The following is a 24,998-nucleotide window of genomic DNA, read 5'->3' on the forward strand; positions in this document are numbered from 1 at the left end:
CTGGCTATAAACACGTCAACGACGTGCTTGCTCTAACCGGACGCGGAGTATAGCCAACTCATGTTTCGCCTGACAAGCGGTTTTTCTGAGGCAAATACGTTCAATCCCACCCTATTCTTTAAAATATCAATATTATTCATAGGGTTATTTTTGACATTTTTTAAGATTTCATCGAGATTTCAAATTAGATTGATCTTGTGCGCAAAGAAGGATGCATAAAGAGGCATACTGAGTCATGTGTCTTAAGATTGATGATGCTGCATGTGCAACTACAACGTTAAATCAACCACCATGCGGCCATCAGATTTGAATAAGAACGATGATGATAAGGTGAGGGATGAAATGCTATGGGAAGTGCTTATGAGGTTTCTGTTCGCCCGATTACGGCAACAGTCGATGGCAAAGGGCCGTACATTGTCACTAGCCTCAAAATGGAGTCGCGTCTATCGCAAGCTTGTGTCTTACGCGCTTACATCGCAAGTGATGAAGAAATCACGGAGAAGTCACTGAGCAAAACGCTTTCATGCTCAATAACGAGCCCAGCAGACTCTACCAAACTTCTTGCCCTCGTAACTGATGTCATCTTTGAAAGCTATAGCGATGAAAAAGAGCTGTATTATTACTCCATCGAAGCCACCGACCCACTCTCTCTGTTACAGTTCCGTCGCAATCGCAAAATCTATCAGAGCATGAGTACGAAACAGATTATTGAATCTGTTCTCAATGATGCTGGCGTAAAAAGTTATGTGAAAATCTCTGTTTCAGGTTCGGGTACAACCCACGAATACTGCACACAAGCCGATGAAACAGATCTTGCATTTATACAACGTCTTTTAAGTTTTGAAGGATGGCACTACCATTTTGATCATACTGGCAGCTCGCCAAGTGTGGTAGTTGGAGACACCAATCAATCCTTTAAATCGGTCGACAGCAGTACCTTCACTTTCCAAACACCGAATCCTGAACCGTCTCGTGAGGTCAAATCGTGGCAGACAAGTACGCGTGCTAACACCTCATCCATCTCATTGGCAGACCATAGCGAGTCTATCGCCGAAGCGATTTCTAGCGGAGCACAGAAATCATCAAGCAAAGCAAGTGTATCCACGCTCGCTGCGTATCGCTATGGACAAGGTTTCTCTGACAAATCGGCGATAAGGGATAGTGCTAAAAGACAAATGGAGAGCCATGACGCACTTAAAGTCATCAGTAACGGGACTTCAAAAGCCACCCCACTTTGCGTCGGCCAAACATTTACACTTTCCGAGCATCCCATCTCATCATTCAATCAAGAGTATTTAGTAATCTCGCTATCAGCATCATTCTCTGGTGGCGAAGGCAATCAACCTTTTGAGTGTAATAATGCATTTGAATGCATCCCTTCAAAAACCACTTACCGCCCCACTTTTATCGATAAGCCACGAATCTATAGCGTCCAAACAGGGACCGTAACAGGGCCCAGTAACGAAGAAATCTATAAAGATAAGTCAGGGCAAATTAAAGTTCAGTTTCATTGGGATTTGGACGGTAAAAACGACGAGAACACATCTTGCTGGTTACCTGTGGTTCAAGGGGCTGCAAGTAACGGCTTTGGTATGCAGTTCATTCCGCGTATTGGCGACGAAGTTTTAGTCAGTTATATCGAGGGTGACCCAGATAGGCCCGTTGTTGCAGGCTCAATATATAACACCAAAAACGTTCCTCCTTATTCTGCAGCAACGCAAAGCGGCATTAAAACACGCTCAACCCCTAAAGGCAGCAGCAAAAACGGCAATGAATTGCGTTTTGAAGATGCAAAAGATAAAGAGCAAGTTTTCTTGCATGCCGAAAAAGACTTAATGGTAGAAGTGCTTAACGATGCGACCCGTACTGTCACTGGCAAAGAAGCATTGACCGTTGAAAAGACCATCGATGTCACGAGTAAAGAAGCCTATACCGTTAAAACGGATGACAAGTACTCTGCCAGCGCGAAAGCGGATATGGCACTGTCATCCGATAAGAATGTGAAGGTAGACGCGGGAAGCAATACGGAAATTTCAGCCACGTCAAAAGTCTCGGTCGATGGCCAAACAATTGAAATAAAAGGCACGACCAAGATTTCACTTTCGGTCGGAGGTAGCAAGATTGAGATTAGCAATAGCGGAATAAAAATCGACGCACCGCAAGTCAGCATTAATGGCAGCGGTAAAGCAGAGTTAAAAGGTGCGATGGTTACCGTTGAAGGGTCAGGCAAAGCGGACATCAAAGGCGCGATGGTAAGTATTAACGGCAGTGCGATGGCCGAAGTTAAAGGCGGCGCGATGGTCCAAATTCAGGGCGCAATAGCGAAGGTGAACTAATGAGTTATATCAAAATTCCCCATCCTTTGGCTGAGCACATTCTCAAGCTGTATGATCCGCAAGAAGGTATTCTCCCCCTCGTCGAGCCGGGCATGACACCGCAGCAACTTATTCAACGAGCCGTACAAGAAGGGCTGTATGCCGACGCTGTCATATTCCTCGCGCATGGATTGCCCGTCAGAGAGGCCGTCTGGTGGGGTTGTGTATGTGCTGACACAAGAAACGATTGGAATGAGGCAGAGGGTAATGCGATACGCGCTGCTAAAGCGTGGGTGCATACGCCTGATGAAACCAGCCGGCGATATGCAGAGCAAACGGCCAATGAAGCAACCCTTCAAAACGGTGCAGGTTGGATAGCCCAAGCCGTTTTTTGGAGCGGGGGAAGTATGACTGGCCCGTCTGACCCTGTCGTCCCCCCGCCAGAATATCTTTACGCGCAAGCCGTTGGTGGCTCTATCAATCTCACCGCTATTTTGCCTGATGGTGCGCATGCTGAGACCCGCTATCACCAATTTATTGAAATGGGTATCAACATCGCTAATGGTGGAAATGGAAACCTAGGGAGTGCCGCATGACGTTACCCGCGGCAAGAGCCGGAGATATGCATGTCTGCCCCATGCAAACACCCGCAGTGCCTCCAATTCCCCATGTGGGAGGTCCGATTCTTCCCCTCCCCTGCACGGTATTGATTGCGAATATGCCAGCCGCAACGGTAGGGCAAATGTGTACCTGTGTTGGGCCGCCAGACACCATCACAAAAGGTAGTGCAACGGTTTTGTTTGGTAACTTACCCGCAGCGAGAATGGGCGACATGACCGCACATGGCGGTACCATTGTGGTAGGCATGCCGACCGTGCTTATTGGTGGTTAGGTGTCTATGTCTGGTAGGATACGAGAAAGTAACTTGTCGGTAACGGTGTAAGAAAACCATGACCCTCCTTTCAAGCTTGGCACTGTTTGGTGCCTTATTTCTTTCTGCGCTCATTCCTGGTCCTTCTGTTCTGGCCGTCGTAACACGTTCTGTATCCTATGGCAGAGGGCAAGGCCTTTTCGTCGTCTTCGGTGTGTTAATCGCAGACTACATTTTCATTTTTCTCGCGCTAACAGGGTTGAGCACAATCGCATCTCTGATGGGCAGTTTTGCGGGCATGATTAAATATTTGGGTGCAATATATTTGCTGTGGATTGCCTACCAATGCTGGGCAGCACCGACGGGTGAACACACTCATCCTACCGATCCCAAGGGAGCCAAAAGCATCCTTTCCAGTGTATTTATTGGCCTCGTTACTACGCTATCGAATCCCAAAGCGATATTGTTTTACATGGGTTTCTTCCCTGCGTTTGTCGATGTGACGACCATATCATCCACCGAAGTACTGCTCGTTGTAGTTATATCAACATTTTCTGTCGGTTCGGTTCTTGCGGCTTATGCCTTTGTAGGCGCGAAAGCGACGTTTTTCTTCTCTAGCGAAAAGGCTAAAAAACGGCTTAACAAACTTTGTGGTGGGTTGTTTGCCAGTTGTGGGATTGCATTACTGGCGAAAGGCTAATTCTTCCTTAACGCTAAAATTCTAAAAAACGCGTCTATTCACTTCCTTGTTTGGCTCTAGACTTTATAGAAAGCACAACAGTAAAGAGGTGACTATGTTAGGTGAAAACCATTCGCTCTTGAACGAATTTCCAGAGTTTAAAAATCTGATTGATGAGTTGGCAGGGAGTGACGCCGCATTTGCCAGTGAAATGAAAAAATACAACGCGCTCGATAAAGAGATCCGCAAACTCGAAATGAATGACTCTCCTATCGACGATGACTCGATGAGAGAACTAAAGCATGAACGCGCAATGATGAAAGACGCACTGCACCTTCAATTAGTGCAAAGTGCCAAATAAGCCATTTTATTCGTCCATTTATCATCATTTCCTACGAAAAGGGACATCGCCACATTGGCGCGTCCCTTTTTACATTTGGGTACTCAACCACGCTAATGTCCTGTCTAGATTATGCCTAGACGTTTCCGACACATCGATATTGTCCAATTGTCGAATCCAACGAATCAGTGCAAACCAATCATCCGAAGGGTGGGCGGCACCTTCTCCCGAGCTTTGTGACTCGGGAGAAAATCCGGTACTCATATGCCATGACGCGAGGTTTTTTCTCGATAATCCAATTGGCATCGCCGCGCCAAAATCAATCAACCGTATAGAATTACTGTCGTGGTCCCACAATACGTTCGAAGGCTTGATATCACCATGAATCCAACCGGCTTTATGACAATGGCTGAGAGCCTTTAATATCTTAGGCAACAAGATTGGAAAAGCATCAACCTGCTCTGGCGTCAAATCGATAAGCGGCGTCGCATTAGGGTAGAAGGTTAAAGACAGAAAACCCGTCGCAGGATAAAGCGATAGTGCTTCTTGAACACAGTCACCTTTGCACGCTTCCAAGGCTTCCCATTCTCTTTCGAGGCTACCCCTTTCTGCGCCTGGTGGGCATCGTCGTAACACCACACTGTCACCCGTTTCTAACTCCGTCGCTAAATATGAATTCGCCACGGGCTTGGAGCTCAACGGTCGCGTCAGTTCGTATTTCCTGTCTAACACTTTTCCTACTTGCCAGCTTTCCTGCATTGCCAAAGCTTCGGCGACCATTCTAAGATCATTTGAATTCATCATAAGCGTCTCGGTAAAGTGAACTGTGTAAACAGATCCTTGTTTAACGCAATCGAGCTGTCCAGCAAGGTATAATCCAGCACGATTTTGTGAGTATCTAACTCATATTTAAGCTTATTTATCCGTCTATCGCTCGTCGCGCTCGAGTCTCCGTCGAAAATAGCTCTAAACAGGGCCCACTCACCGGCATAGTTTCTCGTGGCGACTCGGTTGTCCCCCTCATAAAAACTCGTGCTCAGGTAGCCATCAAGGCCAATGCTCGGCCAAGCAACGTTACTCCATACACGTGGGCCGTGACGGTAGCTAAACACGTTTTCAACCTCACGCATTTGAAACTCAGTCACATCCGTACTCATAGAGCTAGGGCGAATAGACACTTGAAGAGCTAATTCCTGCCCTGCTTTGCCAAAGAAAAGCTCACTAATATTCCGCGCTTTTTTAAGTTGGGCGCGTGTATTGGTGCTAATCGGCATTACCTGACCATCAATCTCGCGAAGTTTTAAAATGCCATTATCCCAGTAGACAAAGGGCATAAGCATCTGATCGATAAAGCTATCAACCTTGCCTTGTGGTTTGAAAAAGTTAGCAAAGTCATCGATCGCAACTTCACCTCTACCCTGTAGAGAGAACGGGAAACGGCCTTCAACTGTTGCTACATAAAAAAGATAAACCCGCTCTTCCCATTGCTTATTCAGATAGCCCGCACTCGACCGAATGACTTGTTGCCAGGCCTGTCTTTCCACCGACTTGATCCAACCGGCTATTTGACCTGGAGCCTTACTCGATTCTCGGCCAAACATGACCAGCGCATCTTGGCTTCCTTGAGCGTGCGCAACGGCATAATCCATCATAACCTTGCCCGGATCTGGGCTGGTTAACGCCGTATCAAAGTAGGTATTCAGGCTATCAAACTGCGCAATCAGCTGATCAATAGGCAGTGGGCTCCCTGCCCCACCCAGACCTCGCATATACACGTTGTAACCAGCAAACGCCTCATTTACAACATACGCTGGCTGAAGTTTGAGGAGCTTATCCCCTGCAAGATTATTCACCTTGTTGGCGGTTTTTGCTGCTTTCGCAACTTTCCCTAACCCCAATGCTTGAGCAGTTTTTTGCGCTCCAGCAGTATCTGCTGTTTCTTCATTGGCTAAGGTTGTGTTGATGACAATCGCATCTAACAGATCGAGCATTGGCCCACTGGAAGGCTCTCTAGACATTCGCAAGGTATAAGATAAATCGGTCGTCGAACTGAAACTCTTTACCTTGATATTGGTTAGAATGTCCTGCCAGCGGTAGATATAATCGGAGAAATACAGACGTTGTATCTGTTTACTCAAGTTCGTCATTTCAGACAAAGACACAGAAGACATGTCACCTTGAATCGCGCGGAATTCTTGATATTGTTGCTTCAATACGGGTGAGGTCGCAGACAGGTCCAAATTCTCGTAGCCTTGCTTGGTAAATACCTCCGGCATAACATACCCATGAAAACCATCGGAAAACTCAAACAAAACATCAAATTTATCGCCTAGCTGACGTCGAATGTCGACCTGTGTGCGGTATTCAGGCAAGCTTTTCAACCTTGCATAAATCAGTCTTTCCGGCGAGAGACCCTCGAGGTTACTTGATGCAACCGAAATGAGTTCTTTGTTTGGTTTAATGGCATGGTCATACTGACTACTCAACAGATCATCTAACAGCAATGACAACGTCTGTACATCTTGGACGGACGCTTCACCTTGGTCCTCAAGGTTATTAAGCAAGTAAGAAATCAGAGCCTCTTTATCCAGCTGTTTTTCATTAAAGAGCATTTTGTAGTATCGAAGAATTTCGAAAATCCTTGTTGGATTTCCCAGGCTGACATACACATACAGTTCGTTGCTAACAAGTTCCTCAACACGCGGGAGCAAGAATAAGTGCAATTGTTCCTCATAGATTCGATATACCTCATCAGCGGTCGCTTGTTGGTTAACACTGACTTTTTCATACCAAGGCGTAGGTGCAATCCCCGCCTTTGCCACAACTCTCAACTCATTTAACACGGTGATCGTATCAATGATGGTATGCGGTTCTTTCTCTAACCTCTCAATGTCGTTTTTATAAAGACTCAGTTGTGTTTGCGCCTCAGCGCGCCACGCCTCGTCATGGTCCCAACTTTGTTTTACTACCGCAGAAACCCCCAAAACAAACAACAAGGCGACAGCCACCATCCCTGTTCGCGACAAGAGGTAACGGGTTTGTCGGTATGGGTTCATCGCTGTAATGCGATACTCAGGAAGTAAAACATCTGAAAACAGCCTTGCCGCAAAGTAGCCTCGTCGCCCCGGCAACTGCTCTTTGCGCGATAACGTATTAAATTCTGCTTTTTCCGCAATTGCCTGAGTGAGCAAATCCAACTCTTTGCCACTTTGCGCGCTAGACACAAGGTAGATACCTCGAATCCATACCGCACTACGCACACGGTTTTCTCGACCGACATCCGCCATCAAGCTTCTGGCTTGCTCAAAGAAAACCCGCAATTGGTAAGGCAAGGCAATTACTGAATCAGTCTGCTCATTGGTCACATTGCGTAGCAAGGTCATTTGTTGTTTAACCAGTTCTTTCAGCAGCAGTTTTACTTTCTCGTCGAACTGCAGGGGATCGAACCGATGGGTGTCATCATTGGACAATGTGATACCAAATGGATTGTCGACATCTCTTCCAGAAAAGCTTTCAAAGAAAGGAATGAAATCCGCAATGGCATCCGCTTTTGTAAACACGCTATAGACAGGTAAGTCGATGCCTAATTTTTCTGCGAGAGACAAAATGGCATCTTGAAGTGTCACTGCAAGGGCTTGCTTTTCCTTCTTGTCGGCTTCAATAAGACGATTAGCTTCAACAACCGTAATGACACCGTTTAAACCCTGCCTAGGTCGATATTTTAAAAGCTGCTGACCTACTACTTTCCAAAGGTCCGAATCGATGCCGTCATGATCAAATACGCGATGGCCGACTTCGATCACAACCAGATGGTCATTACTCCAAAAACGAAGATACTGCTCCGCATCATTCTCATTGAGTTGAACGTCAAGCACTGGTTCCAGATTGTTTTGACGTAGAAGTGCGCTCTTTGCACTGTTTTGACGCCCAACTAAAAGATACCACGGCAAAGCGTACATGCTGGAAAGCTTGCGTTTCCCATCACCTCGGATCTTCTTTGTAGAAGCAGAAAATATGTCTCGTATGGCTTTCGTGTCCTGCTCTAACAGGACTTGCTGGTCGTGTTTTTGGATAGACTCTTCCGACTTTGGCCTCGTCATGAAACCAATCAAAAGCACCAATGTCGGCATAAGAACCGACAGAACCAGCAAACTCATTCTCACCCAAGCGAGCGATTCAGTGTTGGGGATCAGCCACCAAGCAACTAAGCTCGCTGAAGCGAGAAGCAGTGCGATAATGCTCAAAAGAAATGCTCTTTTCATGTTACTGCTGCGCCCTCCGGATGGTTGCATTCAAGCCGTAGCGAACATTAAGTTCATTTTTGAGCTTCTTAATGGCACTTAGGTTGGTCCCTGCATCCATGATCAGTTCGATGCCATTGTCTGTTTCCTTGGAGTAGGTGTCATAACCTGATTTGCTCAACGCATTTGATAATTTGATGACATCGGAAGATTGAGAGAACACGGCCAACAATATTTCCCAATCAACATTGATGGCAGTTTTCGCCGCAGACTCAGCTTCAGAATTGACAGGTTTTAGCGGTGTTAACCCAAGATCTTCTGGGGTACTGACGTAAACTAAATCTTGATTCGTTGCAGCGAGATTAATATCTGACAAGTCAAGTGACGAAAATTGAGAAAGCAACACTGCACTTCGGTTGTGATACCAATACTCAGAGGCTAAATAGCCAACGACCAAAAACAATGCTGTGATAGAGACAATTTTGGAGATGCTGAGCGGTTTTGTGGGTTGTTTGTGTTTATTAAGCGGCGGTGTTGTTGGTACAGGTAAACGCGACTCTTCTCGATAATGTCGTAATATGCTGTATACGTCCGATTTCACATCATGCAATGCGCTTGGGTCAGCGTGTCGGTATCGCCCTTTGAACCCAAGCATTATGAGGATATATTGAAGCTCAATAAAGTCTGACAGCTTAGCGGGCTGTTGGCAGGCTTTTTCAAGCAACGCAAAAAACACCTCACCGCCATTACGCTGGTTAAAGATTTTGCTCAATAACGAATGATTCTCCCAACGCGCTCTTTGCCCCCACTCTGTATATAGAATGATTTCATCAAAGGCTGCACACAAAACAAAACAGCTACGATCGATAACACTAGGATGATAATCAAGATATAGGCCACGTCGTTTGAAGTTTGCAATACCATCAAGAACTTGCTGACGAAAGCGCTCCAGATCCCTCGGCTCGCCTTGCCTTGGTAATGTCACCAATGTCCCTAACAATTCTGTTGCGGCATTGAGCAATGGACTGCCGTAGACGGCAAGATTTTCGATAAGTAGCCCACTATCGCCAAGCTCTGGCATTGAGCCATCCTGAGCGGGTGATGACGACAATTCTGACTGCTGACGTCGAATAACAATGGTAGGTTCTTCGTTAAATAATCCACTCATTCGCGATTACCTGATCACATGCAGTTCAACGGTCACATTCCCAACAAGCTCATCAATATGTAACGCAATAGGCTCATCCCTTTTTACAAGTGCTTGCCACAGTTCAGAGTGCACATTGACTTCAAAGTAGGCCGAATTACTGCGAGATTTAAGCTCTGTTGGTGCAACAGGGAGATAGCGCAATTCAACGCCCGACAAGGCATTGCGAACAAGGTCTGCAATGTCACTGTTACCTGCCAATTTGGCAGCTAATGGGAAATGCTCACCTAACTCAACGGCTCCCAACGTATCCGACGAAACCACCATGATGAACCGCCCGTTATTTACCAAGGCACGATCTTTCACTATGGTTCTCAACAGACGACGCGAAGCAAATAAACTGGTGTCCCATGGCAAAGTAGTGACGTTATCCAACTGCACTTCGCGCAGCAGCACCTGCATTTCAGCAAACGCCAGTGAGAAGTTGTCGTACATGCTATTGGGGTTCCACTTCGGAAACTCTTCGGGCATACGCCCTTCCAAACCTTGCATTTGTCCGACCATTGCAATGCACTCGAGATAGAGTGCTTCAGAGGTCAACGCCCCGCTGTCCAGCCAATGCCTGATCTTAGGAAGCCAACCTCCCAATGTCTGAAGCCAAAGGTAATCACGCATCAATGCCTGATAACTTTTGCTGCCGCTATCAACTTGTAGACGCGTCGATATCGTCTGCGCGCGATACTGCATTTGCGCATAGATTTCTGACACGCAATCTAATAAGTAATCGGAAACGTTGAATTTTAAACTTGCTGGCACAAATGCCTTATTAAGAAGCACTTCACCTTCAGATTTGTGCTCGGATACAAACGCAATAGGGAGCAAGGTGTAGTCTTGAAGGTCGTCGCCCTCTATCTTGAGTACTATGTTTAGCTCTGCGATTTCGAGTGCAACCGCTTCGCTATGGTCTCGACTGGTGTCGTAAGCATTGTATTCAATCGGCGTATTGCGAAGATGTGCGCCCTCTCCGACATCCACTACACCACTTCGATAAACCGGTATCGCAAGGTATACACGCTTGTTAAGTGTCCCTTTGGGAATATCTAGCACCAAGCCTTGCGTCAATTCAAAGGGGGTGCCATCAGGAAAGATCCCTTTTGCTTTCTTAACCCCAACTTTGCCAATCTTTGGCATTGCCGGATCCATGTCTAATTCAGATAACCCATAACTGCCCGGGGCAATTTGTCCGCAGTAAGACTTGGCAAAATGCTCCAAATACCGCTCTTGTTGCTGGAAATGCTGAGGGCTTAAGAACATGCCCTCGCTCCAGACGACCTTTTTCATGTCCACGGCTTATTCCTCTTCGCCCGTCATCGTCAGGTTGATTCCATCTAATTGGAGAGAAAGAATCTGTGAAAAATTACCTAACGATTCGTAAATGACTTTGTTGTTTGCTTCCCTGTAATTGGCAAACGCGACTATGATCCCTACAAATTTTGTTTCCGCACTGGCGGGGATAAATTCCGAGGTTGTCTCGCCAGGCACGACACTCGGCAGATACCGTTTAGAGAGAAGATCGGCTTTCAACGCCCCCTGATCATCGCTATATATCTGAATGAAATCCGTTTGATTGAACGCTTCGCTGTCTTTTAACTGGTAAACACGCACTTCCACGGGAGAAGGCAGATCATCAACATTCGGATTGATGTTACTTGCTGCTTTGATGGTTATTTTAAAAACAGGAGCTGTCGGATCGGCCCACCAATCCAATGGGTTTAACGAAGATGCACTGCCACATCCCCCCAACAATGCGACCGACAAAATAGCGATGAGGTACTGCTTCATCTTATTTTTCTCCCATTTTCAGCATGCGATAAGACTCTTGGAAATAAGCTCCAAACTTGATTTGCCAGTCTCTGTTAGTGACTTGACGCTGGAAATAGCGTTTATACATATCCCAATACTTAGGCTTTCGACCAAAAAAGGAAGGGCGAACCAGATCGTTGAACATATGTTCCAATGAATCAGGTGCCAACTCTTCCAATAGTCGCGCTAACGCGAGCTCCATGGCCTTTTCCACACACTGTTGTTCATGCTCTCGTGGTGTCAGAAATTCGGCGAGTGAGGTGTGCTTGTTGCCTACGGGCTCAAATACATCTTCAGCTTCTGCGGTAAAACTAGGGAAATAGGTATCGCTGTCACCATCTACAAACGGATCATCCGAAAAATCATCAACTAGCTCACTCTGAGGCGCGGCTTTATCAGGTGAAGGGACTGTGTCCTGAAACGGGTCATTCGCATTAATACCGGATGATGAAAAATCAAAGTCCGGCGCGAGACTCTCTCTAACAGGCGGCGAACTCTGCGTTTGGGAGCGTCCAAATGGGTTAGATTGAACGTTTTGATTAAACGCCGCAGAGCTTCGTGATGCTTCTTGAAAACTAGGCCGCGGTTCTTGAAAGCTTGGTCGAGGCTCTTGGCTTGCAAATGGGTCATCACTAAATGGTGTATTTTCTGCACCTGCCGTCTGAGCCTGCTTAACAGCAGTGGCTTGCTCGGGAACAAAACATGAAACCAACAAGCGATATTGGCCAACATTTAGAACGTCACCGTCATTTAACGTCGTTTGGTTACCTTTCCCCAGCGGTTGGGGAGACCCGTTGATAAACAAGCCATTCGTACTGTTATCAATCACCTGATAGCCACGTGCAGATTTCTTGATCATGGCATGTGTACCTGAAATCTCACGACTGGCATCACTCAATTGAAGCGTTGCACCATACGCTCGACCCACTTCTCCACCATCTTCTGGGAACTGTTTATTCCACTCAGAAACGGTCTCACCTGCAGGCGAGCTAATAATCCTAATTGATAACGGCATAGCCTATTCCCATACATTTCTTGGCAGAAGAATTGAAAGCGTCTAAGAATTGCGGATACTTCTCGACAAATGCTCGAGAAAAATAAACACCTAATGGATTGCTTTTCACACGCTTTCTTGAAATTGCTCGATAGCTAACACCGAGCTTTTTTATTGATTCGTCAATCACTGCATCGTTAGCCAAAATGGCACCAACTTCTCCATTCAACAGTAACTCTAACAATGCATCCGCCGTTCGAGGCTTGCGTTCAACCTTGTAGCCTTGCTTATGCAGCCAGAACCATTTGTTAGAGCCAAATAGCGCTGCAACCTCAATATGTTCTTTGAATTTTTCGCTTCCTACATCTGTCGCATCAGACAAAAAGACCCAGCTCCAATTTTGTTGATCAAGCGGGTCAGAAAACACGGCATAGGTGTCTCTAATGGCGTTTTGCGACGCCAAAAAGAATCCATGCTGACTACCTACCTCAACCATCAATTGCGCTTTGTCCCATTTAGTCATGGTCAATTGATATGGCTGCTTCAGATCTTTCATCACACATTTCACTGACTCCACGCCAGGGCCTTTCATTTCGCCTTGTTCTTTGTACTGATAGGGGAACCACTCTTGCGTTGTAAGTAACAAACGCTCTGGGCCAACACCCGCAGCAGACGGGAAAGGCATCATGATGAACATCATCATGACGATGAATTTCATAAGAGATAATTGTTTGATACAACGTTGTTTCTGCAGCATCTAACGTTTCTCCATACTCATGCCTTGGGCGCGAACGATGGTGCCATCATCGGCATAGACATCACTGGCCATTTCCAAAAACACCAACGGTACTGGCTTGCTTAACCGCTTCGCTTGACGAAAACTTATCGAAATATCTGGTGGTGAAATTACCCCCACCGGTAAATCCCCTGGATATTCGCCATCTCGTAGAATGCGAATACCGTACAACGCGGCTTGGTGGGCGTTGTTCACAAAACTTACCCCAACCGAAATAAGCGCACTGTCTTCACCACCGTTTACCGCTTCTGGTACCACGGTGAGCAACGGCAAGTTAGAGGACATTCGATTGATCTCATCAACCCTCGCTAGCAAACTTGAACTCCCCGTCAACCAGAGCAGAGATTGCGATAACTGGCCGTCTTGAGACCGCATTGCCCTTATTTCCGACGTCATAACACTTTCAAGCGTCTTATCCGCAACGGCTTCATCGACCTCCAGTGCGAGCACGCGAATCCCTCTTCTCTCTGCTTCATTTTTTAACGGCAAATACTGGGTTAAATACGCACTGGCGTTAGCGCTGGCATAAAGCACGCCGATTTGCGAAAGATCCGGCATATAGCGCAATAAAAAGCTAAGGGTGACATTGGCAGGGAGGTTTAACGACGTGTACGCGAAGTTGGTACCAGAGCCGTTGTAATCATCAACAAGCCCAAGTAAAACAGGATCCTTGGCATTCACCGAGACGATGGGCAAATCAGTACCTTTATAGGCTTTGCTGATCACGACGGTGGCTTTTGACCCCATGGTGTAAAGGAGATCTGCCTTGTTCTCAGCAGCAGACAACAAGGTATCCAGTTCTGCCTCACTGCCCGGCAGTTTAACCACACTGAATTTCACCCCCTCAAACTCTTGTTTATACACGTTCAGCATGGTGCTTAACGCCGTATCATAGGATTCGGCTTTGCGAGATACGACGACCAAAATCGTGGGGTTTTCTCGCTTTGGAAGGATCTGTAAAACGTTGTCATTTCCGCTAAATCGCCAATCACTGGCGGCAGACATTTTAACGCTTTCACCCAACCACTCAGGCCATAGCTGTTCTGCTTGCGCGCCTGTAACCACGAAGAAAGTGAGAAGAAGCATTATCAAACGCGCTTTCATGATTTAGCCTCCGCAAGCTTCTCACCATCAAGTAGATACATAAGTAGGCCAAAGATAGAGAACGCGGCAGCCAGCAAGAAAAATCCCATTTCGATGCCAAAATACCTGATGAAAACACCAACCAAAATGGCTCCTGAAATATGACCAAATCGCTCCAAAAATCGATAGGTTGACGCTGCGGTGCTTTCATCAGAGGACGGTACATGATTGATCACGTGCGTAACGACGGGTGCGTTAATCAGGCCATGAGCTAAGCCCAATATCAGCATTGATACCGAAGAAAAACTAACCACGAGCATATCTGAACTACTCTGGAGTCCTATGCCGAGAACCACGAGTGAGATTGCTGAAAATACGTTGCCCAGGCATAGTGCAAGCTTTGCGTCACCGCGTTTATCGATTATCGGTGCGACTTTTCCACTGACAAAAAGCACAGCAATGGCATACGTCATCAATACCTGCCCAATGCTTTCACTGGCGATATTACGCTCGGCCAACACCAACGGGATGGCAAAGAACACCACACCTGTCATCAACATTTTTGCTGGTGCTCCTACTAACAACAGGGCTCTTAAAAATGCAGATTGAGCGATGTAGCGTTTTGCATCTTGTCCCATGGTTTTTACGCCATATTTGAGAAGACGGTATTTGGATGATGCATTAGGAAGTGTTTTTGTACCCAACTGAGTAGGAAGCCATTGGGCAAAGACGAACATGCTGACGCCAATGAGTGCTGACAGCATAAAGATCCCTTTCACACCGATCATGTCGACTAAGAGGGCACCAAATGCGGCTCCCGCGATAAAACCCGCATTGAAACAAAATACGATTATGCCAGCCGCTTGGGTTTTATTTTCCTGATTACTGTGGGACAAAATGTAGTGTTGAACAGCGATAAAAATTGCCGCTTGCCCTACACCGGATACGAAGCGTGCGACCAGTATCATGGAGAGCTGATCACCGATGATCAGTGCCAAGCTCCCCATAGCAGACAGAACAATGCCACCAATAAGTATCTGACGCGAATCCATAAAGTCGGCTAAGCGCGCGGCTGGGAGTAAGGTAACGGTAAAACCGAGGAAATAAAAAGAGAACAGCAATGATGCTGTCAGCCCGGAATAACCCGCATTTAACACCACAACCTCAATGTATTCTGGCAGCATTGGAGCCATAAGGGACTCCATTAGGACTGTCATGAGGAGCAGTGCTTTAATCTTATCTAGAACGTTCTCACGCTTCGGCTGCTTTTCCTCTCTGCTTAATAACTTTACAAAGGCGAAGCAGACAAACGCACAGCCACCAAACAAAATAGCAAAGCTTTTCAATACACGAAGTAACTGTTCTAACAGCACCTCTGGGTGAAACGAAATCGACGTGCTATTGCCTAGGCTGTTCGTACTTTCATAGGTTGCAAGCTGCGATAACCACTGGCTATGAGCTTCATCAGCACTGTACGCCACGCGCTCTCCACCCACATTCAGGGTCAATGAAGCGACTTCGTTATTCGTACTGATAAAATCAGCAAGCATCTCATCCAGCCCGACAACAAGAGACGGATCAATTTCCTCTTGCATAATCGGCGCAATACGGTGACTTATGATATCGCTCATCGCCACCGCTTTGTTTTCTAAGCTCTGTTTCAATAACACAGACACCAGTGCAACAACCAGTAAGGTCATGGTGAGAAAAACAACTGAGAAACTTTTCAGGTATCTGGCACCGCTTTGCTGAATCGCGATAGACCAAACAAAAAGCGCAATAAGAATAAGTGCTACCCAAAGCATGACACTGAAACTACTGTCAACCAGGCCTTTAATAGGCGCGTCGCTTAACAATATTTCCAACGAACCCGCGACAGAAAACTTGTTGCTCAGCGGAATGGAAACTAGGTTGCCTTCAATAACCACATTGGTATATCGATAAAGCTCTAGTTCTCCAGAGGTTAGACGGATATCAACCACAGACGGGTCGGTATCTGCAATGGGTGCCAGCAAGGTCTGCAGCCCTGCAATTTCCTGAAGTGGCACACCTGAATTCAGAATCTGTTCAATATTGAGTTTGGCAACTTCAGCCTGTGCCAATATTGCCTCTCTCGTTTGTGCCTTGTAACTTTTTAGTGTTTGGGCGTAACCGACAACGACGATCAAAAACAGTGACATGCTGACTAACAAAATGCCGAAGAAGATACGACTGTTTTTTATATATTGGCTCATCTACTCACTCCCCGATTCGTCACGTTGAACAGGGAATGATTCAAGCAATGGGACAATGTTGAAGGTCGATGACGATATAAATACTGGAGTCGATTGAATATCAATGATTGAAGGAGTTCTTCATACTTCATTCCTTCCTCATCCAACCCTGCAGTAACGAGATTAATCTCATCCCCTCTTGGCATTTTTAAATCAGGTTTTGGGTTCGCCTCTAAGACAAAAAGACGTCCTTTATTATCCATCCTTAAATCTACGCGGATTAGCGTTTGAAGGTTAAATGCCCTAAAGATGCGAACGACAATATCTTCGATATCTTTTTTCAATGACACATCAACCACCGGCTTCATGCGGTCAACGGTAATCGGTCGTACATCCATGGACGTAAATATATGTTCACCGTCGTCCAATACTCGCTCGAATATAGAAAAAACGAAGGGTTTATCAGATTCTTCAAGTTGACCTGCCCGATATAAAACTCGGCCAGAAACCGCCGCAACAAACTCTGCGCCGGAAAGGTAGGGTTCAATTAGCACGACATTGTTGGTAGCTCGATGAACACGCTCAACGATCTCTTGCAGCTCTGAACGGTGAAACACGGGATATACATGAATAGATGCCCTGCCTACAACGGGTTTGACGATATAGCCTTCACCAAATTCCTGATCGATGTAATTGAGAGCCCGTTGACACGAAGCATCCAGCACTGACTTACCAGGTTCCAATGTAATAAAGGGGGCCGTAGGGATGCCCAATGAGGACAACTCGCTTTTAAGCATCAATTTATTGTCCAATAGCCCCGCTGTCATCGGTGTATGGCCAATATAGGGAACACCTAACATCTCCATCATCGAGGGTAAGTGGCACATGGAGTCGTAACCTTGTAGCCCTCCACTGTTTAAAAATGCCACATCGATAGTTGATGATTTAAGCTGTTGAGGTAAGTGCATATTTTCCTCAAGCACTTCTACACTCGCAAATCCCTCATGTTGCAAGGTTGAAACGATATCTTCGGCAACATAGCGGTATGTTTTCGTTGAGCGTGGGCTCAAGTTTTCGTAAACATAGTTATCCGAACAGCCTTTTTCGCCGCCACAAATTACCGCTATTTTTACGCGTTCTTTAATCCAATCAATCTGCTCTGGGTTAAACAGTGCAGCAACCATGCAATTCCCTTAACACTTTTATCATTATTTGTGTTTCATCTGACCCACCTGAAACTGTCAGTTCCAAGTAGGTCAGTCAGCTCATCCTGAGCATGCAGCGCGTTATTTGATTTCAAAGCCGAACTGATTACCTTCAGCACTTACTTTGATTGCCGTGATGGGCTCCCCCTCACTCATTCGCGTAATGCATTGGTTCGCCAATTCCGGCATGAGTGTTCGATTGATAATTTGCTCAATCGCTCGTGCGCCAGTTTCCGGAGAGTTGTTGCGCTGTACCAATTGCTCAATAACTTCATCGGCATAGCTAAACGTCGCGCCGTAGTGTGCAGTCACGCGTTTTTCAATGCGTTTGAGAGACAGTTTCGCAATGGCCGCCATTTCTTCTTCATTCAACGGGAAATACGGCACGACAGTCGCGCGCCCAAGAAATGCAGGTTTAAAGAATTTCTGCAATTCAGGGAAAATGGTTTCGGTCACTTCAGGTATGGTAGGTCGACCGTTTGTGCAAGCCGCAACAACGGCACTATCGGCCGCGTTTGACGTCATGATGATGATGGTATTGCGGAAATCGACTTCTCTGCCTTCACTATCACTGATCGTGCCTTTATCAAAGATTTGGTAGAACAAATCGTGAACACCCGGGTGCGCCTTTTCCATTTCATCCAAAAGCAGAACAGAATAGGGATTTTTTCGCACTGCCTCCGTCAATACCCCGCCTTTACCGTAACCAACATATCCAGCAGGAGAACCAAGCAGCATCGAAACTTTGTGCTCTTCTTTAAATTCCGTCATGTTGATGGTCGTGATGTTTTGCTCGCCACCATAAAGAAGGTCAGTCAACGCCAATGCAGTTTCCGTTTTACCCACACCACTTGGCCCGCACATTAGGAAAACGCCAACAGGTTTTCTTGGATCTGTCAGACCTGCACGGGACATGCGGATTGCTTTCGCGATTTCATCAATAGGAGCTACTTGACCAATAACACGCTCACCAATGTGCGTTTCAAGGTTCATTAATCGCTCTACTTCTTCTTTCACCATGTTGCCGACAGGGATCCCTGTCCATAGAGAAATCACTTCCGCGATGGTCTGTTGATTTACTTGCGGCAGAACCAGAGGTTGCTCACCTTGACGTTCACGCAACGCCGCCATTTTTTCATCAAGCTCTTTGCGCTCAGGCAGCACCGTAATGTCTTCACCCGCGATGTATTTTTCATCCAACGCATCTTGCAGGGTCAGAATATCTGACACGAGTGTCTTTTCTTCTTCCCATTGTTTTTCTAGCGCGTCATGCTCTTCTTTGAGGGTAACCAAACGAGATTCTGCGATTGCAAGTTGATCATTTTCAACCGACCAGAGTGCAGACTCATGTCGCAAGGAGGCAATTTCATTGTTTGTATATCGAATTTGCTCTTCCAAACCCTCAAGTTGCTGAGGCGTGGCACTTTGGCTGAGACCGATGCGAGAACATGCCGTATCAAGCAGGCTGATCGCTTTATCTGGTAGCTTTCTTTCTGGTAAATAACGGATAGAAAGGATCACGGCTGCATCAATAGCCTCTTGCATCACTTTTACGTTGTGGTGCTTCTCAAGGCTATCTTTCACGCCACGCAACATTTGAATGGCGTCTTCTTGGTTTGGCTCATCAACAGAAACGACTTGGAAACGGCGAGTGAGTGCCGCGTCCGTTTCGAAATATTGCTTATACTCAGCCCACGTTGTTGCCGCTAGAGAGCGAAACTCTCCGCGCGCCAATGCCGGTTTTAAAATGTTTGCCGCATCATTTTGACCCGCCGCACCACCTGCACCAATTAAGGTATGCGCTTCATCAATAAACATGATGATTGGCGTCGGAGACTGCTTGATTTCATTGATGATATCTTTGAGGCGATTCTCAAACTCACCCTTGATGCTAGCCCCGGCTTGTAACAGAGAGAGATCAAGACTTCGAAGTTCAACATTCGCCAATGCTGGCGGTACGTTCCCATCGACTATTTGTTGTGCAAGACCTTCAACAATCGCTGTTTTACCTACACCCGGGTCGCCAACGAGTATTGGGCTGTTCTGGCGACGACGACACAAAATGTCGATTGATTTACGGATTTCACTTGAGCGCCCCGAAATAGGGTCGAGTTTTCCATTTCGCGCCGCTTCAGTCAGGTTATGTGTGTATTTATCAAGTGCAGCCGTCCCTACATCGCCAACGGGTGCCATAGACGAACCTGATGCAGCAGCTTCAGACAGTGAACCTTTAGAGGCTTCTTTCGCCTTTGCACGTAGCCACTCCGATGATAAATTCTGAATCCAACTGGCTAGAGGCCCCGTGTAGGCACTTTGCGAGATACGCTGTTGCAATACTTGAAGCAAATGAAACTCGTTAATACTTGCCTGAGATTCATTGAGCGAGGCAAGCAGCCAAGCATCCTTGGTCAATTCAATGAGTGCAGGTGATAAGGATGGGGCAGCATCATTTCCGCGCGCATAGCCAGAAAGCTTCTGATCCAATTGATCGAGCAACGTATCTTTTGATGCATTGCTTTGATTAACTGCTGCATGCCAACCCAATGTGGAATCTTTGAGTAACTGTGAAAACCAATGCTCCAATTCCACCGCGTAATGTGTACGCGACATGCAATCACCCGCGGCAGACTCAAGTGACATTTTTAAACCAGGCGCTAAACGCCGAACGAGATTTTGCAGTTCAATGTTGATCATAGTGAAATCCGTTATCCATTAAGTGGCATTTCGACAAATGTTTGCTTGTTGTCATGCGTGGTTATCCAAGCCGACTGGCCCAACTGCTGCCCTTTTCCTTCCGTTTCCGCCAATTTCAATGTCGGCAGATACTGTCCATTGACCTTCATCAACAGACGAAATTTTATGTTCACCCCGATGTACTGTTTTACCATCTCGCTGATCGCGCCAATCAGACGTCTATCAGCGCGGATCGCTTGGTACGCCTGATAACTGTTTGGTTTGATTTTCACATCGAGTTTTTGCCCAGCCATAACGGCCGTTTTCCCCACAAGTGCATCAAGACCCAAGCACCGATTGCGCCCGCTCTCTCCCAATCGGGTCAAGGCGTCTGGTGTAATTGGTTGATAGGACAAGCCTGATCGCACAACATCGAAGGGGTAGCCGAAGTAGTCTTCAAGCATGGTTCGCAACGTTTCTGGGCAACTTATTTTTAGTCCCACCAACCCCGTGTACTGGACGAAGTGACTGTTGGGGATGGTATTCTCTCTCGACACAGCACCGTGAAGATTGGACAAGAGATGCGTAATAGAAGGGCGGTACTGACTCCACGAAAACGTTTCTTCTTCGCGTTGAGCAGGCACATCATGCTTAATTTCCGATTGGCAGAGCAGCCGATAGTAACGATTGTTAAAGCTATCGAAGAAGTCCAATAATGCGTGGTTTTCTTCATTGAATACCGCTTGCATCGCTTCTTTATACATACCGCGCGGCATCACCCCTTTTGCCCCAGAAAGTGCTTCTAGAGACGTTGTCACCTCCCAGTCGTGACCATAGCTATGGGTTACGTTTACCACCGCTGAAGGGTAATGTGCGGGCAGCTTAGCTGCCTTGAACCGTATATTTGGTCTGGCATCCTGAGCTTGAGCATGGTGCTTAATGAGCTGCCAACTGCGTTGTAAAGACGCGAGATAAGGGTGTTCAACCCAGTTGATCAGAGAAGATTTTTGCAACCTGACCTCCTTGGGAACGTTTTAAACACACCGTCATGCCCTTCCAGCAAAACCTCAACCTGCGTAAAGCTATTGAAACCAGCAAAACAAGCAAAAAAGCGATCCAGTAAATTGGAGAACAGAACCACACCACCTACGAGATCGGCGGGATTCAGCGTGACATGCACTTTTGTTCCGTAGGCAAAGCAACTTTTTCCGGAGACTCGAATTGGAGCAACAACTTGCTCAGTATCCATTGACACTAAGGCGTTGATATACGCGTTCACCTGCTGACTTTCATGGTGGTTGTAAAGTCGAAACAAAGACTTGAGTTGTGCAACAGGGTTTTCAGCCCCAAAAATCGCGTGATAGTTAAAGTGCAAATGGGATAGCAACACCCACGTGCTGTTCTTCAAATCCTTCTTTGGCGCAGGCTGCGTAGGTCGACGAGATAAAACAGGCTCACCCGGTATGGTGATAGTGTCACGACATTGCAGTTTGCTGCGTGTCGTCAGCCGCGCGGCGTTGCGCCCGTTTGTACAGAGCGTCGTTACTATCCATACTCGTGGTTCACTGTCTGCACTTTCATTTCGCGTATCAGATACTTTAATTCTGTATTCTCGGTCGCCCGTTTCTAACTCGCGTTCTGCGAGTTGCCATCGATAGCCTGTTTTCGCTGCGTGATATTTATCGCTATAAAGTTCAGGGACAAACGTGACACTCTGCTCGTCAATGTCTTCAATTTTCTCGATAGAAAACAGCGATAACGCATCTGGTCGGCTGGCATCAAGTATGAGTGGGTATGCTGGCTGTGAGAAATCAATACGTGTTGGCTCTGCGGTTATGGTCTGAAGGTTGACCACAGGTGTGCAGTGAAGCTCAAAATTATCGACAGAGAGTGCCCTTGCAATGTCTACCGCGACATCCTCGATAAACACATTCACGGTAATTTCGTGAGCATCGACGTATTTTAGTGCATCGGAAAAATGAATACGCAAGGCGTGAAAACGCTCTGGAAACACAAAAAACTCGGTGAGAAGTTTGAACCCAAAAAAACTGCTCGCCAGATAAGGCAATGTCGACTGTTCATTGTCAAAACCAACCACTTCTAAGCACTCTGAACCGAGTACTACTTCTCCACCAGACCACGAAAGCACAACCTGCTCGATGCCTGCGAACAGCATGTCATGGAAACGAAGCATAAGGTTTGGGTCACCCTGCAATTGCATATCAAGGTGCGGGATATCTAGGGACGAAAACGCGGTTCCTTCATCAAATGTTGTGAGGGTAAAGCTCACCATTGCTTTCGATTGTTCTGCCCCTTTGGGTTTCACAATGTCAAACGGGGCCATTGCAATATCAAACCCACTAAGGAAGAGAGGATTTAGGGTAAGTGCTTGTGTCGTTCGAAAAACAGCGTCGTTGCCTGACTCATCCGTTACATCAAATTCAGTGTGCCTAGGCAAAACATGTTGCGCTGACGCATCCTCCCCCACGCCAACACGCATAATGCTGAAGGACGGAACGGGTCGAAGGTAATGTGGGAAAAGAAGCCGTAATAGACTTTCAGTGAACTCAGGATAGGTGTCATCAAGTCGTTTCTGTAGCTTCCCGTTCAACAGAGCAACACTTTCAATTAATCTCGCAACTTGAGGATCGTCTACCGTCTCTTTATTTAAGCCAAGTGCGTTCGCAGCACCCGGATGACGCCTTGAAAAAGCGGCAGCCTCTTCTCGAATAAAGCGAAGCTCTTGTTCAAAATAAGCAAGCAAAGAGTCAGACAAGATTAGTCTTCCTTACATCAAGTTTGCTGGTGCTAAAGTCCAGAAATGAATCAAAAACGACAGTTTCATCCCCATATTCGGAATGCATAACTGCGGTGATACGAAACTCCAATTGGTTGTTGCTTGTACTTTCTTCGTTAACCTCTAACTCAACCGCAGATAAACGTGGCTCGAACGTTTTTATTAACTGGCGGATTTCCTCGCCAACTACGTCACTGTTGGCTTTGCTTTGAGAACGCGCGATATTTTGCATTCCCATTGTTACGATGGTGCCGGATAACTGACTTGGGTCTTCATTGCCTACCCAGATAGGTGCACGACCGGAAATCAATGACGCGATGTGAGAGACAATGTCTTCTCTAACGTCATCAAGGTCATCTCGCCATGCTTGCCGCAACTTCATGGTTAAACTCATGCCGTCTCTCCCACCTCATTTGCGCTAACTGCGGTCGAAAGTACGATTTGCGCATCAAGGATTTCGTATTGGTACTGAGGTTGAAGTTTTATTTCGCATAAATAACGCGTTACATCTGACGCATCTTCCGTCAGATTTATCTCGCAAGACTTAAGTGGATAACGGGCCATAACGGCATCATCACCGTAATCCACTGCACTGATATACTTTTGAATCCAGCGCTCTAAGCTGCGCTTACAATCTGCAGCACTGTCAAAGCTGCCGACCTGGTCACGCAATTGTGCTTTGATATAGTGGCCGAACCGACATGCCATCAGATTGGTTTGGAGCATCCCTAAAAGACGACTGGCTTCATCAGGTGCGCGCCAAACAGACTGATTAGAAAAAAATCCTTTTTGCCCACTCAAATAGAGACTTGTCAGAGATACAAACCCCTGCTCAGACCAAAACCCATCTTCTTCGCTAAAAATATCGACTCTGGCATGCTGGTTTTCGTTTTCCGGCAAAATGGCACCGTGACTCGCCGTTTCATCGTACGCTCGCATAAAACCAAACCAGCTAATGCGGTCGAATTCTCTGAGAACGTTAGATGCCAACAGGTAAGCAGGGTTACCCCAAAGCACAGGGTCATATACTGGGTGTTCGTTAAAAACAAAGCCGGCGGGATAGTTAATCCATGGCATCCGCTGACTGTATTCAGGTAGCACTAAGTGAAGGAAACGGCTTGATGAATTTTTGCGCAACAACTGCCAAGAACGGTAGTCATCACTGTCTAAAATGCGAGCGATACGCGCGTTATCGTGTAGCTGCCGTTCGGGTTGGTCGCCAAAAAAGAAAGGATCTACGCCTAGAACAACTGGACACAGTGCACGCTCTCCAACTTCAGATAGAAGCTGCAATGTATAGAGATCATCGTAGTCACTATCTTCACTAAAGTCGGGATGAACTCGGTGGTCAACAACCATCATGCCAAACGGCTGTCCACCAGCAGTGTCTAACTCCTGCGAGTATGTTTTTCTATACAACACCGATTGCGTAACACTGAATGACAGGCTGACGTCGTTAGCGACTTCTTTCCAAGATGCATCTAAGATCTTTACGCGAATTCTTCGCAAAGAGATCGGAAGCTCTATCAGCGATTGAATTCCCCGCCAACTGGACTCAAGCTTCTTAAACTCAGAGGCTTGAATGACGGCAGATAGCTGCTCACTGACTTTCTCATCAATCGCATCAATCAATTTGCTTAACTGAGCTTTAAACTGACCTACATTGTTCGTGCGTGATGATTCCAGCAGAGCCCGCCAGTGCTCGCTGGATTCCAAGTTTATCGCTGAATCTGGGCTAGACATCATCGGCGGTAGTCCCCGTCCAATGCAGGGGCGAACCC

20 protein-coding genes are annotated in these 24,998 nt (G+C 46.6%); 5 read left to right on the plus strand and 15 right to left on the minus strand.

Features of this window, described 5'->3' with window-relative positions:
* Positions 1-347: 347 nt before the first annotated feature.
* The 5 genes from LRP49_RS22535 to LRP49_RS22555 all read left to right on the plus strand — a co-directional run bounded on the left by LRP49_RS22535 (position 348) and on the right by LRP49_RS22555 (position 4,226).
* Positions 348-2,336 (plus strand): type VI secretion system Vgr family protein, encoded by a 1,989-nt coding sequence (locus LRP49_RS22535; RefSeq protein ID WP_274145222.1) that lies wholly within the window; start codon positions 348-350, stop codon positions 2,334-2,336.
* Positions 2,336-2,911, plus strand: coding sequence for a DUF6931 family protein (locus LRP49_RS22540; RefSeq protein WP_274145224.1), 576 nt, complete (start codon positions 2,336-2,338; stop codon positions 2,909-2,911). The genes LRP49_RS22535 and LRP49_RS22540 overlap by 1 nt, the downstream gene beginning before the upstream one ends.
* Entirely contained in the window at positions 2,908-3,207 is a 300-nt protein-coding gene (locus LRP49_RS22545) for a PAAR domain-containing protein (protein ID WP_102318666.1), read from the plus strand. The genes LRP49_RS22540 and LRP49_RS22545 overlap by 4 nt, the downstream gene beginning before the upstream one ends.
* A 58-nt stretch (positions 3,208-3,265) precedes the next feature.
* The gene (locus tag LRP49_RS22550; protein ID WP_274145228.1) at positions 3,266-3,886 is read left to right on the plus strand and encodes a LysE family translocator; all 621 of its coding nucleotides are present in this window, start codon (positions 3,266-3,268) and stop codon (positions 3,884-3,886) included.
* A 94-nt stretch (positions 3,887-3,980) separates the two neighbouring features.
* Positions 3,981-4,226, plus strand: a complete 246-nt coding sequence (locus LRP49_RS22555) for an HP1242/YdcH family protein (protein ID WP_274145230.1) — start codon at positions 3,981-3,983, stop codon at positions 4,224-4,226.
* 69 nt (positions 4,227-4,295) lie between these two features.
* Here LRP49_RS22555 and LRP49_RS22560 read toward each other — a convergent pair whose 3' ends face one another.
* The 15 genes from LRP49_RS22560 to LRP49_RS22630 all read right to left on the minus strand — a co-directional run bounded on the left by LRP49_RS22560 (position 4,296) and on the right by LRP49_RS22630 (position 24,963).
* Complete coding sequence (locus LRP49_RS22560; protein ID WP_274145232.1) at positions 4,296-5,009, minus strand: protein kinase domain-containing protein; 714 nt, start codon at positions 5,007-5,009, stop codon at positions 4,296-4,298.
* Complete coding sequence (tssM, locus tag LRP49_RS22565) at positions 5,006-8,467, minus strand: type VI secretion system membrane subunit TssM (RefSeq protein ID WP_274145234.1); 3,462 nt, start codon at positions 8,465-8,467, stop codon at positions 5,006-5,008. Before tssM ends, LRP49_RS22560 begins: the two co-directional genes overlap by 4 nt.
* Position 8,468: 1 nt before the next feature.
* Positions 8,469-9,614 carry a type IVB secretion system protein IcmH/DotU gene (gene icmH / locus LRP49_RS22570; protein WP_274145235.1) on the minus strand — a complete coding sequence of 382 codons (1,146 nt, stop codon included), beginning with the start codon at positions 9,612-9,614 and terminating at the stop codon, positions 8,469-8,471.
* A 6-nt stretch (positions 9,615-9,620) separates the two neighbouring features.
* Positions 9,621-10,934, minus strand: coding sequence for a type VI secretion system baseplate subunit TssK (tssK, locus tag LRP49_RS22575; RefSeq protein WP_274145236.1), 1,314 nt, complete (start codon positions 10,932-10,934; stop codon positions 9,621-9,623).
* A 9-nt stretch (positions 10,935-10,943) separates the two neighbouring features.
* Positions 10,944-11,435 carry a type VI secretion system lipoprotein TssJ gene (gene tssJ, locus LRP49_RS22580; protein WP_274145238.1) on the minus strand — a complete coding sequence of 164 codons (492 nt, stop codon included), beginning with the start codon at positions 11,433-11,435 and terminating at the stop codon, positions 10,944-10,946.
* Between the two features lies 1 nt (position 11,436).
* Positions 11,437-12,471: a type VI secretion system-associated FHA domain protein gene (locus LRP49_RS22585; RefSeq protein ID WP_274145240.1), complete on the minus strand. Its 1,035-nt coding sequence runs from the start codon at positions 12,469-12,471 to the stop codon at positions 11,437-11,439.
* Positions 12,455-13,153 (minus strand): type 2 periplasmic-binding domain-containing protein, encoded by a 699-nt coding sequence (locus LRP49_RS22590; RefSeq protein WP_274145269.1) that lies wholly within the window; start codon positions 13,151-13,153, stop codon positions 12,455-12,457. Before LRP49_RS22590 ends, LRP49_RS22585 begins: the two co-directional genes overlap by 17 nt.
* A 54-nt stretch (positions 13,154-13,207) precedes the next feature.
* Positions 13,208-14,350 carry an ABC transporter substrate binding protein gene (locus tag LRP49_RS22595; RefSeq protein ID WP_274145241.1) on the minus strand — a complete coding sequence of 381 codons (1,143 nt, stop codon included), beginning with the start codon at positions 14,348-14,350 and terminating at the stop codon, positions 13,208-13,210.
* A complete protein-coding gene (locus LRP49_RS22600) occupies positions 14,347-16,563 on the minus strand; it encodes an MFS transporter (RefSeq protein ID WP_274145242.1) in 2,217 nt (738 codons plus the stop codon). The genes LRP49_RS22595 and LRP49_RS22600 overlap by 4 nt, the downstream gene beginning before the upstream one ends.
* Complete coding sequence (locus LRP49_RS22605) at positions 16,560-17,726, minus strand: D-alanine--D-alanine ligase family protein (protein ID WP_274145244.1); 1,167 nt, start codon at positions 17,724-17,726, stop codon at positions 16,560-16,562. The genes LRP49_RS22600 and LRP49_RS22605 overlap by 4 nt, the downstream gene beginning before the upstream one ends.
* A gap of 102 nt (positions 17,727-17,828) precedes the next feature.
* Positions 17,829-20,441: a type VI secretion system ATPase TssH gene (gene tssH, locus LRP49_RS22610; protein WP_274145246.1), complete on the minus strand. Its 2,613-nt coding sequence runs from the start codon at positions 20,439-20,441 to the stop codon at positions 17,829-17,831.
* Between the two features lie 11 nt (positions 20,442-20,452).
* Positions 20,453-21,433 (minus strand): type VI secretion system baseplate subunit TssG, encoded by a 981-nt coding sequence (locus tag LRP49_RS22615; protein WP_274145248.1) that lies wholly within the window; start codon positions 21,431-21,433, stop codon positions 20,453-20,455.
* Positions 21,415-23,196, minus strand: a complete 1,782-nt coding sequence (gene tssF / locus LRP49_RS22620; protein WP_274145250.1) for a type VI secretion system baseplate subunit TssF — start codon at positions 23,194-23,196, stop codon at positions 21,415-21,417. Before tssF ends, LRP49_RS22615 begins: the two co-directional genes overlap by 19 nt.
* Positions 23,189-23,611 carry a type VI secretion system baseplate subunit TssE gene (tssE, locus tag LRP49_RS22625; protein ID WP_274145252.1) on the minus strand — a complete coding sequence of 141 codons (423 nt, stop codon included), beginning with the start codon at positions 23,609-23,611 and terminating at the stop codon, positions 23,189-23,191. Before tssE ends, tssF begins: the two co-directional genes overlap by 8 nt.
* On the minus strand, positions 23,608-24,963 hold the full coding sequence (locus LRP49_RS22630) for a type VI secretion system contractile sheath domain-containing protein (protein ID WP_274145254.1): 1,356 nt from the start codon (positions 24,961-24,963) through the stop codon (positions 23,608-23,610). The genes tssE and LRP49_RS22630 overlap by 4 nt, the downstream gene beginning before the upstream one ends.
* Between the last annotated feature and the right edge of the window lie 35 nt (positions 24,964-24,998).

The sequence above is a fragment of the Enterovibrio qingdaonensis genome (assembly GCF_028683135.1).
In the GTDB taxonomy this organism is placed as follows: domain Bacteria; phylum Pseudomonadota; class Gammaproteobacteria; order Enterobacterales; family Vibrionaceae; genus Enterovibrio; species Enterovibrio qingdaonensis.